Origin of the sequence: Pigmentiphaga aceris (assembly GCF_008119665.1) — a bacterium.
Lineage (GTDB): Bacteria > Pseudomonadota > Gammaproteobacteria > Burkholderiales > Burkholderiaceae_B > Pigmentiphaga > Pigmentiphaga aceris.
Genome location: NZ_CP043046.1, coordinates 5,979,063 through 5,993,153, shown reverse-complemented (window position 1 = coordinate 5,993,153; position 14,091 = coordinate 5,979,063). Strand labels below are relative to the sequence as shown.

The window sequence follows — 14,091 nt, the reverse complement described above, 5'->3', positions numbered from 1 at the left end:
CATTCCAGTGAAAGGGTGAGTCATGATCGATCACACCGACATCAGCGTCAGCCAACTCGCAGTCAGCACGGCGTTTTATCAAGCCGCGCTGGCACCCCTGGGTTATTCGATCAGCCGGCAGTTCGATGACGCGGCGGGTTTTGTCGATGACCGCCACAATGGCGGCGATCCGCACGGCGATTTCTGGATCAGCCAGGGAGCGCCGCAAACCCCGCGCAAGCATATCGCCTTCAATGCCCGCAACTGCGCCGAGGTCGATGCGTTTCATGCCGCTGCGCTGGCGGCAGGGGCACGCGACAATGGGCCGCCTGGGCTGCGGCCCCAATATCACGCCGGGTATTACGCGGCCTTCGTGTTTGACCCGGATGGCTACAACATCGAAGCCGTGCACCACGGCGACGACGCATAGCCAAGCGTGTATCTGGCGGCTGGATTAACCGGCCAAGGTGGTAGCGACATCAACGATGTCGCCATCCAATCGGCCGAGTTTCATTCAACGAAAAAGACGCGGGCACATGTATCATGCGCCCGCGTCTTTTTGCGCCTGCACCACGCCTTGCCTATGTGACAACAGGGTGGGCGATGCTAAGGGTTTTGCCTGTATATTTCATCCGAATGTAAGCACATTGTTTCCAGGCATAAGCCTTCCTTATTAAGGGTCGAGTCAACATGAAAAAGCTGATGGGCAAGGGTGTTGCGCAATTCGCCGTGGGTGCCTGCCTGATGGGCTTGGCGTTCGGTGCATCTGCGCAGGAAGCCAAGATCGCACTGGGCATGTCCGGCTGGACCGGTTTTGCGCCGCTGACGCTGGCTGACAAGGCCGGCATCTTCAAGAAGCACGGCCTGGATGTGGACCTGAAGCTGATCCCGCAAAAGGATCGCCACCTGGCGCTGGCGTCCAACGCCATTCAGTGTGCAGCCACCACTATCGAGACGCACGTTGCCTGGAACGCCAATGGCGTGCCGATCGTGCAGATCTTCCAGATGGACAAGTCCTACGGTGCCGACGGCATCGCGGTGCGTGGCAACATCAACAGCTTTGCCGACCTGAAGGGCAAGACAATCGGTGTCGACGCACCGGGCACCGCGCCGTACTTCGGCCTGGCCTGGATGCTGAACAAGAACGGCATGACGCTGAAAGACGTGAAGACGGCCACCATGTCGCCGCAAGCGGCTGCGCAAGCCTTCGTGGCCGGCCAGAACGACGCTGCAATGACCTACGAGCCCTTCCTGTCCACCGTGCGCGCCAACCCGTCGGCAGGCAAGATCCTGGCGACCACGCTCGACTACCCGATGGTGATGGACACCGTGGGTTGCTCGCCCGCATGGTTGAAGGCCAACCCGAAGCTGGCCCAGGCGCTGACCGATTCCTACTTCGCAGCACTGGAAATGATCAAGGCCGATCCGGCCAAGTCCTATGAAATCATGGGCGCGGCGGTGAAGCAGACTGGCGAACAGTTCGCCAAGTCGGCGGAATTCCTGCGCTGGCAGGACAAGGCTGCGAACCAGAAATTCTTCGCAGGCGAACTGACGGCCTTTATGAAGGACGCCACGCCGATTCTGCTGGAATCCGGTGTCATCCGTAAAACCGATCTCGACCTGGCAACGACCTTCGACGCCAGCTTCATCAAGTAATTTTTCGGCGCTCAACCATGTCTGTACACCCCGTCCGCGCGACCGACGTCGCACCGCCCGCGCTTCCCGCGTTGGTGGCCGCCAAGCCGGTTCGCCGCAATCGCCTGTTCGTGCCGCTTGAGCCCGTCAGCGCCACCACCCGCTGGGTGCTGGGGCTGGGGTTCTTTGTGCTGTTCGTCGCGGTGTGGGCGGGGTTCACGCTGGGCGGTTATGTGTCGCCCACCTTCCTGGCCAGCCCGGTCACGATGGTGCGCGAAGCCTGGCTGCTGTTCGTGGAGTACGGTTTCATCCACGACATCGGCATGACCGTGTGGCGTGTGTTCGGCGGTTTTGTGCTGGCTGCCGTGCTGGCGGTGCCGCTGGGTATTGCAATGGGTGCGTACAAGGGGGTCGAGGCATTCTTCGAGCCCTTCGTGTCCTTCTGTCGATACCTGCCGGCATCGGCCTTCATTCCTTTGCTGATCCTGTGGGCCGGGATCGGCGAGACCCAGAAGCTGCTGGTGATCTTCATCGGCTGCTTCTTCCAATTGGTGCTGATGGTGGCAGTCACCGTCGGCAGCACGCGTCGTGATCTGGTCGAAGCCGCCTACACCCTGGGTGCCGGCAGTCGCGGCGTGATTGCACGCGTGATGATTCCGGGTGCCGCGCCCGGCATTGCCGAAACCCTGCGCCTGGTGCTGGGCTGGGCCTGGACCTACGTGATCGTGGCCGAGCTGATCGGGTCGTCGTCGGGTATCGGCCACATGATTACCGACAGCCAGGCACTGCTGAATACCGGACAGATCATCTTCGGCATCATCGTCATCGGCATCATCGGTCTGATTTCCGACTTTGCCTTCAAGTGGCTCAACCGCCGCCTGTTTGCCTGGAGCGTGTTGTGAGCAGCTCGTCTAATTCTTCTGGGTTGCACCTGTCTGTTGAAGGCGTGTCGCGCATTTTCACCGGTGCCAAGGGGCAACGTACCCAGGCACTGTTGCCCATCGACTTCAGGGTTCAGGAAAACGACTTCGTCACCATCCTGGGCCCGTCGGGATGCGGCAAGTCCACCTTGCTGCGCATCGTGGCTGGCCTGGACTACCCGACCACCGGCCAGGTGCTGCTGGACGGCAAACAAGTCGAAGGCCCGGGTGCTGACCGTGGCGTGGTGTTCCAGAGCTACACGCTGTTCCCGTGGCTGACGGTCGCGCAGAACATCTGCTTCGGCCTGCGCGAACGCGGCATGTCTGATGCCGACCAGAAAGCACGCAGCGAGTATTTCATCGCCAAGGTGGGGCTGCGCGGTTTCGAGAATCACTACCCGAAGCAGTTGTCGGGCGGCATGCAGCAACGCACCGCGATTGCGCGTGCACTGGCCAATGATCCGAAGATTCTGTTGCTGGACGAACCCTTCGGCGCATTGGACAACCAGACGCGCGTGCTGATGCAGGAACTGCTGCTGGGCATCTGGGAATCGGCCCGCAAGACGGTGCTGTTCGTGACCCACGATATCGACGAAGCCATCTTCATGGCGAACCGCGTGGCGGTGTTCAGTGCACGCCCGGGCCGCATCAAGAGCGAGTTCGCGGTGGACTTCCCGCATCCGCGTCACTACACCATCAAGACCTCGCCGGAATTCATGGCGATCAAGGCGACGCTCACGGAAGAGATCCGGGCAGAGTCGATGGCGTCGGCGCACTGATCGCTGACGGCTTGGTGCTGTGGGTTTGGTCTGTGGCCTTGGTACTTCCTTGGTACTTCCTTGGTACTTCCCACCCAAGGTTAACGGCGGGCGGCCATCAAATGCCGCCTGAGTACCAGCCCTGATGTGATGAGCACGGATGTGATCAACGCGCTGCCCAGCGCCACATTGATTGGCCAGTGCGGCACGGCAAGCGCCACCACGGCGCAGAACCCCGCCAGGCTGCTGGTCCCCAGCAGCGCGGAGTGCAAGGTGGCGATGAGGCTTGCGCTGCCAAAGCGCTGGTGAATCGTCACCGCCACCACGCTGTAACCGATCGGGAAAGCCATCAACAGCCCCGCACCGGTGGCCCCCAGGGTCTGGCTGGCGCTGGTCACCACCGCCACCAGCGCACCGGCCAGCAAGCCCCGGGCGGCAAGCAGGCCCCACCCGGTTTTTCCCTTCGCCGAATTGGTGGACGACAGGAAGCGTCGGCCCAGGTGCCAACACAATGCGGTTGTCACGATGAACAAGATGATGCCGACGTGCACCTGGCCCGGCGCAAGCTGGAACGCGAAGGTTGCCAGCACCCACACGCCCACCACACTCATCAGGCAGGTCCAGGGCGACAGTCGGTTCGCCATCGCGATGTAGGCAAGCACAAAGCACTGCGTCGCGCACAGCGAGAACAAGGCGTAGGTTGCCGCCTGCGAAACGAACGACGCAGGCGCTTGCGCTGCCAGAAAATAGAACCCGGGCCCCAGCACGATGGGAAGACCCGCCAGCGCGCCGCCGATGATCGGTCCGAAGACGCCTACAGCCCATGACACCGCCATCACCACCAAGGCTGTGGTCAGCATTCTGACGGCCAGGGCTTCCACCGGGATGGTGGAAAGAAACGCGTCCAGTAAAGCCATGCCTTGCACCTGAAAAGACAGCACGCCGATGGTGCTGCGGTGGTGTGCCGCCTCGAACGAGGTGTACGGATATCCGGCGTCAGTGTCTTCGATGCTTGCGCGATTCCCGGTTCATTGACGCACCAGAGGCTGCATCGTACATTGTCAGGAACGATCGTTCCAGATTGTCGCGGTGGTGGCATGAGGGGCGCGCAGTATTGTCGGGTGAATGTTCTGCCTGCATGTGTTGTTGTGCGCTTCTCTTAGCGCGCAAGTCGCGCCCTGTTTGCCATGACAAGCCATCTCGATTTTCCGAACGCGACGACTGAGCTTCTCCCCACGGGCTTCATCCAATGAGCTTTCCCCAATGAGTATCTCCATCCTTGTGCTGTGTGAAATCGGCGCTGCGCAGCAAGCGCTGCTGTCCCAACGTTACCGTCCGACCTTTGCGCTGACGCCCGCGCAGCGGGCCGAGGCCATACAGACCCGTGGGGCCGAGTTCGAGGCGGTGTTGACGATCGGCATGCTCGGCCTGCGTGCAGAGGAAATGGATGCGCTGCCCAAGCTGCGGCTGATCGCGTGCATGGGGGCCGGCTACGAACGTGTCGAGGTCGATGCCGCGCGTGCGCGAGGCATCCCGGTGAGCCACGGGCGTGGTGCCAACGATGAGTGTGTGGCCGACCACGCCATGGGCATGGTGATTGCCACCATGCGCAATTTCCGCGAGCTGGATCGCGCGTGTCGGGCAGGGGTGTGGCGCACCTCGATTCCGCTGCCGCCCAACGTGTCGGGCAAGCGTCTGGGCATCCTGGGCATGGGGGCGGTCGGCGAACGCATCGCGCATCGCGCGCAGGCGTTTCGCATGCAGATCGGTTATCACAACCGGCGGCCGCGCCCCGAGTTTGGCTACGAGTACTTCGACACGCTGGCTGCACTCGCCCGCTGGTGCGACGTACTGGTGTGCGCTGCGCCAGGCGGGGCAAGCACCCATCATCTGGTGAATGAGCAGGTGCTGAGTGAACTCGGGCCGCAAGGCTTTCTGGTCAACGTCGGACGGGGCAGTCTTGTCGATACCCAGGCATTGGCTGCTGCGCTGCAAACCGGACAGATTGCCGGGGCAGGGATTGATGTCTATGAAAGCGAACCCGAACCACCGGCTGAATTGATCGGGCTCGATCGGCTGATCCTGTCCCCGCATGTGGGAGGCTGGTCGCCAGAAGCGATTGATGCCCAGTTCGACATCTTCTTGCGCAATCTGGAAGGGGTTTTCTCGGGGCAGGGGCCGGTCACGCCTGTGTGATTCCGGCAGGCTGAGGACACGGCTGTTTCCACGGCTGTCGCCATGTTGCTGCTCTGGCTCATGCTGGCGGATGGGTGGTGATTCGGCCTGCATCCCGCTTGACGATTGCGCGCTACATTTTCTGGAACCCGCATTCCAGTTTCCAAGGAATTGCCATGCGCACCAAAGCCTTCGAGCCCGATCAGATCGCCGATGCCGCCATGCATGTTTTCTGGCAGCGCGGTTATGCCGCGACCTCGATTCAGGACTTGGTCGATGGCACCGGCCTGTCGCGCAGCAGCCTTTACAGCACCTTCGAGAACAAGCAGGGGCTGTACCAACAGGCCTTGCAGCGTTATCTGGCGCTGACTGCCGTCAATGTGGCCTTGGTCTCCGGCCCGGGGTCGCCCAAGGAGCTGATCCGGCAATTGCTGACGCGAATCGCCGAAGATGAGCTTGGTGACCCGCAGCGGCGGGGCTGTCTGGTTGCCAATGCCACGCTGGAACTGGCGGGCCAGGACGATGCCGTGGCCAAGGTGGTGGCCGCCAACTTCCAGCGTCTGCAAAAGGCTTTGGAAACATTGATCCGACGCGGACAGCGCGAAGGCGACATCGCCGCTGAAAAAAATCCACGGGCGCAGGCGCGCTTTCTGATCAGCACCATGCAGGGGCTGCGGGTACTGGGCAAGGGAACCCCTGCGCAGCAACGCCGTCAATGCATGTCGGATGTGATTGGCGTGGCGCTGAGCACGCTTTAAAGCTCGATCTGCGCGATGTGGGACTGCACTCGGGTGGCATGTGCCGCCCATATCGCGGGCCGCTACGCCGTCATGCAGCTGCCTGTGTCGCAAGACAGCAAGGCCGTCACGCGGCTGCCCGTGACGTCTCCAGATACGGCGTGATGTTGCGCATCGCACGCGTCACATAGTCTTCCTTCTCGCCCACTGGCGCGACATAGTGGATCGCGGATTCGGCCTCCTCCACGCTGACCAGCCGCGCAATCACCCACGCCGCCAGATACTGCGATGCCAGACAGCCACCCGCAGTCGCCACATTGCCGCGCGCAAAGAACGGCTGGTTCAACACATCGACACCTGCCGCCTGGACCCAGGGTTTGGTGGTCAGGTCAGTACATGCCGACACCCCCTCCAGCAGCCCCAGCTTGGCCAGTACCAGCGTGCCGGAACACTGCGACGCCAGCAGTTGCCTTGATGGGTCCAACTGCAGTTGCGCCATCAGGCCCGCGTCTTCAACCACCTCGCGCGTCAGCGCACCACTGCCGACGATCACGGCATCTGCCGTGTTCGCCTGCTGCAGTGAACATTGCGCTTCCATCGTGACCCCGTTCATCGAGCGCACACGCGCTGCAGGACTGGCGATCGACACCCGCCAACCCGGCAATTTCACGCGGTTGAGAATGCCGAGCGCGATCAGTGAATCAAGTTCGTTGAAGCCGTCGAAGGTCAGGATGGCAATGTGCATGGTGGGGGTGTTCAGGTGGATGGCGATAAGACATCCTAGGTGTGGGAATCAATACAATCAAATAATTGTCATGGATACATTGACGTATGGCTCAGGCCCGCTACAAGCAGTTGGTGGATGTGTTTGCGGCGGATATCCGCAGCGGGCGGCTGTCGCCGGGTACACGCCTGCCTACCCACAGAAAGCTCGCCGATGAACATGGGTTGGCGCTGGTCACTGCCACCCGCGTCTATGCGGAGCTGGAAACCATGGGCCTGGTCAGTGGCGAGCCGGGCCGGGGCACATTTGTGCGCGAGACATACCTTCCGCGCAACCAGGGCATCGATCAGCATGCCGTGGCACCGGACATGGTCGATCTGAATTTCAACTATCCGTCCTTGCCCGGTCAGGCGAACCTGCTGCGTGATGGTTTGCGCCAGCTGGCAGCCGGGGGTGACCTGGACGCCTTGCTGCGCTACCAGCCGCATGGTGGCCGCATGCACGAGCGGGCAAGCGTGGCCAGGCATTTGCTGTCGCGCGGGCTGACGGTGAGCGCCGAGCAGGTAATGATTGTGAACGGTGCCCAGCAAGGTCTGGCGACTGCTGTGATGGCGCTGCTGCAACCGGGCGATGTGGTGGCGGCGGATGCGCTGACCTATCCCGGTTTCAAGGTACTGGCAGAAGCCCACCGGCTGGAACTGGCACCGATCTCACCAGCGGAAAACGGTCCCGATCTGGATGCGCTGGACCGCCTGTGTCGCAAACGTCGCGTGCGCGCCGTCTACACCATGCCAACGCTGCACAACCCACTTGGCTGGGTGATGGATGCGGACCAACGTGCGCAACTGGTGGCGCTTGCCCGCAAGCACGGGTTGTTGATCATCGAAGATGCGGCCTATGCGTTTCTGGCCGACGATTCCTTGCCGCCCTTGGCCGCGCTTGCACCGGACATCACGGTATACGTGTCGGGCCTGTCCAAGACTGTTGCTACCGGTTTGCGGGTCGGGTTTGTCGCCGCGCCGCTGGCCTTGGTGCCGAAGCTTGAACGCGCGATCCGGTCTACCACCTGGAATACACCGGGCGTGATGACGGCAATCGCCTGCGGCTGGCTGGATGACGGCACAGTTACGCGCTTGGAGGCAGAAAAGCGCCTGGACGCAACCACGCGACAAGCCATTGCCGCCAAGGCGCTGGACGGACTGCCGATCGTGCGGCATCCGACGTCTTACTTCGTCTGGTTGCCGCTTGGCGAGGAGTGTCGTGCCGATCAGCTGGCCGCGACGTTGCTGCGTGAGCGGATTGCGGTGTCCACCGCCGAGCCTTTTGCAACCACGGACCATGTGCCGCATGCGATTCGGCTGGCACTGGGGTCGGTCAGTCTGGAAAGCTTGGGCGACGCGCTGCGCAAGGTCAGGCGTGCGGTGGATGCGCAGGGGTATTGACGGCTGCGCTGACTTTACCCACCCATATCAAAGATGAATCACCGGCACCCGGGTGTTCATGATCCACAGCACCTGTGCATCTTCGTCGGTGGGGTTTTCAACCTGATGCGGCAGCCTGCTGCTGAACTGGAAGCTGTCGCCTTCGGACAATATCTGCTGCTGATCGCCCACCCGCAACGCCACCTGGCCTTGTAGCACCAGCCCGGCTTTCTCGCCATCGCCCAGCATGACTTCGCCCGAGCGGCTGGCCGGTGGAATGGTGATCAGCATGAATTGCAGGTCGTGATCGCCCTGCGGTGACAGCAGTTCCTTCACCAATCCGTTCGGACCGACGGTGAAGTGCGGGCGTTGATTGGCGCGGCGCACGAACTCCTTCATGGGGCGCTGCTGCGTGTCGTCTTCAAGCAGCGCCGTCAGTGGCACATCCAATGCCACACGCAGGCGTTCCAGCATGCGTACCGATGGGTTGCTCAGGTCACGTTCGATCTGGCTGACCATGCCGGTCGAGACCCCTGCCAGTTCTGCCAAGCCGCTGATCGACAGGCGCTTGGCCAAGCGCAATGCGCGCAGCCGTGCGCCAACGCGGCGTTCCGACTGCACATCAGTCGTCTGGTCGATAGAGAACTTGTGTTGACTCATGGTGTGGTCTCGGTCGAGCCTTCGACCCGACGATTTTATCTTGCAGAGAAATTGAAGATACGTTCAATATGTTGATGAAGCAATCAATAAATGAACTTGGCACCAATCTGTACGATTGCCGCATGGGATATAAGTTTTCAGGCAGCTGAACAAATCAAAAACTTCAGATAGACTGGTGAAAACCCTAATAAAATTGTGGCGGCGTATTCACTAGAGTGCATACATTGAACGTATGAATGCTTCACTTTAGTGAAGATTTCACTAAGTAGAATTGCTGCTACTGCTGGGTGAAGCAAGGTGCTTGCATCACATCAAGGCCGCGATCACCCGTGATCGCCATGAAAACGGCAGGGTGCCAAGCGCCCGCCACACGGAGCGAGACACTCCATGACCCGTATGACTCTGGATTTCGATCCCGCCCGCGTGGTGGCGCCCACCGGGCACATCATTGGCGGCAGACTGGTCAATGTCGGGGAAGGCGGCATGCGTACGGTTCAAGCGACCCGCATGCCGATATATGAACCCTCGCTGTTTTGCGGGATGCCGACATGAAAGAGAGATGCAAACTGGATCGGATCGATCTTCGAATTCTGTCGCACTTGCAGAAGAATTCGCGGATCACCAATGTGCAGCTGGCCGACGCGGTCGGCCTGTCCGCAAGTCCCTGCCTGATCCGCGTGAAACGTCTGGAGAAAGCCGGCTTCATCTCGGGTTACGGCGCGCACATCCAGCTCGACAAGATCGGCGTGGTGCAAACGGTCTTCACGGAAGTGACGCTGTCGGATCACCGACGTGAAGACTTCGCGCGTTTCGAAGACCACATCCGTCGTATCGACCAAGTGGTCGAATGCCATCTGATGAGCGGCGGCTATGACTACCTGCTGAAGTTCGTCACGCACGGGGTGGCCGAATACCAGGCTCTGATGGAACAGATGCTGGAAAACAAGGTGGGCATCGAAAAGTACTTCAGCTATCTGGTCATCAAGACGGCGATGGTCAAGCACAGCTATCCTATAGAGAGCCTGCTCGACCCCCAATAACCTCTTTGGAACACCTCATGAGCGCAGACGCGAAGCCCACCCCCACGGACGTTCGCCATACCGTTGCCGGTCTGCGCGAAGCGGTCGAAATCAACATCGATCGCTGGGGTGTTTCGCATATCCGCGCGGGCAATCAGCCCGATGTGTTTCTGGCCCAGGGCTTCAACGCCGCACGGGATCGCCTGTGGCATCTGGACCTGTGGCGCAAGCGCGGTCTGGGGCTGTTGTCAGGTGATTTCGGCCCCGGCTACCTGGCGCAAGATCGGGCAGCGCGCCTGTTCCTGTATCGCGGTGACATGGACGCCGAATGGGCGGCCTACAGCCACCCGCAAGCCAAGGACATTGCCACCTCGTTTGTGGCCGGCATCAATGCCTACATCGATCTGGTGCTGGCCGAGCCGTTCCGGCTGCCGCCGGAATTCGTGCACATGGGCACCACGCCCGCGCACTGGTCGCCTGAGGATGTGGTGCGGGTGCGCAGCCATGCGTTGATGCGCAATGCCGATTCGGAATTGTTGCGCGGTCTGATCATGGGCCGCAGCGATGCCGAGACCGACTTGCTGCGTCGCTCCATTGATCCTTTCCGTGTGCCGGAAGTCCCCGAGGGCCTGGACCTGTCGGACCTGCGCGAAGATGCGCTGGAAGACTTCAAACTGGCTTGTGCGCCGGTGACGTTTTCGCCGGAACGCCTGGCTTGCACGCTGAGTGATGCATGGAAGTGGTGCAAGGTGGACTTGCTGGGCGAGGTGATCATCGACCCGGACGCCGAGGGCTCGAACAACTGGGCGGTCAGCCCGTCGCGCAGCGCCACCGGCCGACCGGTGCTGGCAACCGACCCGCACCGCGCCTACACCATGCCTTCACTGCGTTACCTGGTGCACCTGCAGGCACCGGGGCTGGATGTGATCGGCGCGGGCGAACCGGTGCAGCCGGGCATCTCGCTGGGCCACAACGCCGACATTGCGTTTGCGCTGACCATCTTGATGATGGACCAGGAAGACGTCTACGTGTACGAGACCGACCCGGCCGACCCGCTGCGTTATCGCTACGGCGATGACTGGGAAACCATGCGTGTCGAGCACGAGGCCATCGCAGTGAAGGGGTACGACGAGCAGGCGATTGAAATGATGTTCACGCGGCACGGGCCGGTGACCTGCGTCGACATCGAGAAGTCGCGCGCCTTTGCGGTACGCACGGTGTGGACCGAGCCAGGAAGTGCGGCCTACTTCAACAGCCTGGGGCTGCTTGAAGCGCGCAATCTGGACGACTACAAGCAGACGCTGTCGTCATGGTCAGTGCCAGCAGTGAACCACCTCTATGCCGATGTGGCGGGCCACGTGGCGCACATGCCGGTGGGCAAATGGCCGAAGCGAAACAACTGGGATGGCCTGTTGCCGGTGCCGGGCGATGGCCGTTATGAATGGGATGGTTTCCGGCCTTTCAGCGCATTGCCCAGTGAAGTCGATCCGGCCTGCGGGTTCGTCGCCAGCGCCAACGAAAACGTATTGCCGGCCGACTTCGACCCGGCGCTGCACGTAAGCTTCGAGTGGACCGAAAAATCACGTGCAAGCCGTGTGCGCGAAGTGTTGGCCGAGCAGCCGCAGCACACGATTGCACAATCGACTGCCCTGCAGACCGATGTGCTGTCTATCCCGGCGCGGCGGGTGTGCGCACTGACCGGCAATCTGGACCGGCACGTGGCGCACAACGCCGACGCGGCCCAGGCGCTGGCCTTGTTGCGCGACTGGGATTTCAGGCTGAGCGTGAACAGTGCGGCGGCAGCAGTGTTCGAGCTTTGGTGGGGCCGTTTCCTGAAGGCCGCACTGTTCGACATCTTGGTTGATGACGCGGTGGTGCGGCGTCTGCTGGTACCTGGAGACGTGGCCACGCTGCTGGCTATTGTCGAAGACCCCGCCACCGTCTTCGAGGGCGATGCCATCGAGATCCGCGATTCGTTGATGGCACATAGCCTGGGGCAAGCCTTTGCATTCTGCCGCGACAAAATGGGGGCCGATACCCAGGGCTGGGGCTGGGGGACGTTGCACCACGCGCACTTCGAGCATGCCATCGGCAAGGTGGTGGATGCACCAGAACTCGATGTCGGGCCATTGCCGTTCGGCGGGTCTGAATCGACTGTGATGAATGCCAGTTATCGCCCGGCCGATTTCCGCGCTTCCTTTGGCGCGTCCATGCGCATGGTGATGGACGTGGGGGCCTGGGACAACAGTGTCGCCATCAATACGCCGGGGCAGTCAGGCGACCCGGCCAGTCCGCACTATGCGGACCTGGCGAAGACCTGGGCAGCGGGGGAGTATTTCCCGCTCTGCTACAGCAAGGAAGCGGTGGATGCGGCGACCGAATCGCGGATATACCTGGACCCGGTGACGGACTGAGCCAGCTTTGCGACGGCTGATCATTGCACTGACCAGCCTACTGTTCAGTCCTTATCCTGGCTGAGCAAGGCATGCCCGGCGTGCGGATCGAGCTTGCGAAACGCCAGCGACGATGCCGCACAGGCTACCCCGATCACCACATACCCCACCATCACATCCACCAGCGCCAGCGAGGCGGCACCGCGAAGCAAGGTGCTCAGGTTCAGGGCTGCCGCTGCAATCCCCACGCCCAGGCTGATGCCGACCTGGGTTGCCATGGTCGCAAAGCCATTGGCGCGGCTCATGTTCGCGCTGTCGATATCGGCGTAGGCCAAGGAGTTCACGGCTGTGAACATCAACGACCGGAAGAAACCGCTGACCAGCAGAATCGACACCATCAGCCAGATCGGTGTGCTGGCAGTGAAGGTCGCACAGGCGGCGATGGTTACGCCGGTGATCAGGCTGGTGGTCTGCAACACGTTTCGGAAACCGAAGCGGCCCAGAATGCGCGTGGCCATGCTTTTCATCACCAGCGCACCCATGGCACCCGACAGCGATATCAAGCCTGCCATCAGCGGCGAATAGCCCATGCCCACCTGCAATTGCATCACCAGCAGAAAGGGCGTGGCACCCACCACGAAGCGGCTGACGCTGCCACCGAGCACCGAGATCGCAAAGCTGGGTGTCTTCAGCAGGTCCAGGTCGATCAGCGGTTCCGCCACGCGGCGCGAGTGTCCGCGATAGAACCACGCACAGGCAACGCCGGCCGCTGCAAGCCCGGCCACTGCACTGGCCGACAGCGAACCGTGGCTGACCGCTTCCATGCAGATCACCAGGCTTGCCATGCAGAACGCCAGCAGCAGGAAGCCCAGGAAATCCAGGCGTGGGGCAGTGTCGGGCCGCACTTCCACGATGTGCCGCCTGACCATCACGATGCCCAATATGCCGATGGGAATGTTGATCAGGAAGATCCAGTGCCAGGATAGATAGGTCACCAGCAGCCCGCCCAGCGGCGGGCCGAACACGGGGCCGACCAGCGCGGGCACCGACAGGAACGAGATCGCTTTCAGCAGGTCCTGGCGTGGCACGGTATGCAGCAGAATGATCCGGCCCACCGGCACCATCATGGCACCCGACAACCCTTGCAGAATGCGGCTGGCCACCATCTGCCCCAGTGTCTGGGACACCGCACAGCACACCGAACCCAGCACGAACAATGCAATTGCCCACAGGAAGACACGCTTGGCACCGAATCGGTCTGCGGTCCAGCTGCTGATGGGCACGAAGATCGCCACCGCCAGCACGTAGGCGGTGATCAACACGTTCAGACTGACGGGTGTCACACCAAGTGCCAGACCCATGGCGGGCAGCGCCGAGGCCACCATGTTGGAGTCCAGCATCTGCATGGCAAGCGCCACGCCGACCAGCCAGGGGATCATTTTTGCTGAGCGCCGGGTGGCGGCGTCTTGCTGAGAGTCGCCTGGCGCAGCGGCGCGCGGGGCGTCGCCCGAAGGGGGCGAAGAGGGGGCGGACATAATCTTTTACCGGCTGGTGGGGGACAGCCGCATCGGTACATCGAGGCTGCACTGTCCGCGCTTTCCGGGGCTGCGTCAATGGACAAGGTGGAACGTGAGGTGTGGAAAAGTCACAAGGGGAAAGCCTGCCCGGAC

Annotated in this window: 14 protein-coding genes; 10 read left to right on the top strand and 4 right to left on the bottom strand. The window is 61.8% G+C overall.

All coding sequences use genetic code 11. The annotated features are described in order from the left end of the window. Positions 1-22: 22 nt before the first annotated feature. From FXN63_RS25890 to FXN63_RS25875, 4 genes are all read left to right on the top strand, one after another. Positions 23-409, top strand: a complete 387-nt coding sequence (locus FXN63_RS25890) for a VOC family protein (protein WP_148818493.1) — start codon at positions 23-25, stop codon at positions 407-409. Positions 410-669: 260 nt separating this feature from the next. Beyond that, the gene (locus FXN63_RS25885; RefSeq protein ID WP_148818492.1) at positions 670-1,635 is read left to right on the top strand and encodes an ABC transporter substrate-binding protein; all 966 of its coding nucleotides are present in this window, start codon (positions 670-672) and stop codon (positions 1,633-1,635) included. 17 nt (positions 1,636-1,652) lie between these two features. Then, on the top strand, positions 1,653-2,516 hold the full coding sequence (locus tag FXN63_RS25880; protein ID WP_148818490.1) for an ABC transporter permease: 864 nt from the start codon (positions 1,653-1,655) through the stop codon (positions 2,514-2,516). Continuing rightward, positions 2,513-3,313 carry an ABC transporter ATP-binding protein gene (locus FXN63_RS25875; RefSeq protein ID WP_425468637.1) on the top strand — a complete coding sequence of 267 codons (801 nt, stop codon included), beginning with the start codon at positions 2,513-2,515 and terminating at the stop codon, positions 3,311-3,313. Before FXN63_RS25880 ends, FXN63_RS25875 begins: the two co-directional genes overlap by 4 nt. Positions 3,314-3,393: 80 nt before the next feature. Here FXN63_RS25875 and FXN63_RS25870 read toward each other — a convergent pair whose 3' ends face one another. Continuing rightward, a complete protein-coding gene (locus FXN63_RS25870) occupies positions 3,394-4,209 on the bottom strand; it encodes a hypothetical protein (protein ID WP_148818488.1) in 816 nt (271 codons plus the stop codon). Between the two features lie 346 nt (positions 4,210-4,555). Here FXN63_RS25870 and FXN63_RS25865 point away from each other — a divergent pair, with 346 nt between their 5' ends. Together FXN63_RS25865 and FXN63_RS25860 are read left to right on the top strand one after the other, a co-directional pair. Then, positions 4,556-5,488, top strand: coding sequence for a 2-hydroxyacid dehydrogenase (locus FXN63_RS25865; RefSeq protein ID WP_148818486.1), 933 nt, complete (start codon positions 4,556-4,558; stop codon positions 5,486-5,488). Between the two features lie 155 nt (positions 5,489-5,643). Beyond that, on the top strand, positions 5,644-6,225 hold the full coding sequence (locus FXN63_RS25860; RefSeq protein ID WP_148818484.1) for a TetR/AcrR family transcriptional regulator: 582 nt from the start codon (positions 5,644-5,646) through the stop codon (positions 6,223-6,225). Positions 6,226-6,331: 106 nt separating this feature from the next. Here FXN63_RS25860 and FXN63_RS25855 read toward each other — a convergent pair whose 3' ends face one another. After that, the gene (locus FXN63_RS25855; RefSeq protein WP_148818482.1) at positions 6,332-6,949 is read right to left on the bottom strand and encodes a DJ-1/PfpI family protein; all 618 of its coding nucleotides are present in this window, start codon (positions 6,947-6,949) and stop codon (positions 6,332-6,334) included. An 86-nt stretch (positions 6,950-7,035) separates the two neighbouring features. Here FXN63_RS25855 and FXN63_RS25850 point away from each other — a divergent pair, with 86 nt between their 5' ends. Further along, positions 7,036-8,370, top strand: a complete 1,335-nt coding sequence (locus FXN63_RS25850) for an aminotransferase-like domain-containing protein (RefSeq protein WP_148818480.1) — start codon at positions 7,036-7,038, stop codon at positions 8,368-8,370. Positions 8,371-8,397: 27 nt separating this feature from the next. Here FXN63_RS25850 and FXN63_RS25845 read toward each other — a convergent pair whose 3' ends face one another. Continuing rightward, positions 8,398-9,009, bottom strand: coding sequence for a helix-turn-helix domain-containing protein (locus FXN63_RS25845; protein ID WP_148818477.1), 612 nt, complete (start codon positions 9,007-9,009; stop codon positions 8,398-8,400). A 387-nt stretch (positions 9,010-9,396) separates the two neighbouring features. On the opposite strand from FXN63_RS25845, the gene FXN63_RS26855 reads away from it, so the two are divergent. The 3 genes from FXN63_RS26855 to FXN63_RS25835 are packed head-to-tail and all read left to right on the top strand — an operon-like array spanning position 9,397 to position 12,442. Continuing rightward, positions 9,397-9,561, top strand: coding sequence for a hypothetical protein (locus FXN63_RS26855; RefSeq protein WP_187395036.1), 165 nt, complete (start codon positions 9,397-9,399; stop codon positions 9,559-9,561). Further along, entirely contained in the window at positions 9,558-10,049 is a 492-nt protein-coding gene (locus tag FXN63_RS25840; protein ID WP_148818475.1) for an Lrp/AsnC family transcriptional regulator, read from the top strand. Before FXN63_RS26855 ends, FXN63_RS25840 begins: the two co-directional genes overlap by 4 nt. A gap of 17 nt (positions 10,050-10,066) precedes the next feature. Then, positions 10,067-12,442, top strand: a complete 2,376-nt coding sequence (locus FXN63_RS25835) for a penicillin acylase family protein (protein WP_148818473.1) — start codon at positions 10,067-10,069, stop codon at positions 12,440-12,442. A 44-nt stretch (positions 12,443-12,486) separates the two neighbouring features. Here the strand turns inward: FXN63_RS25835 and FXN63_RS25830 are convergent, their stop codons facing one another. After that, positions 12,487-13,956, bottom strand: a complete 1,470-nt coding sequence (locus FXN63_RS25830) for an MFS transporter (RefSeq protein ID WP_425468636.1) — start codon at positions 13,954-13,956, stop codon at positions 12,487-12,489. Positions 13,957-14,091 lie beyond the last annotated feature (135 nt).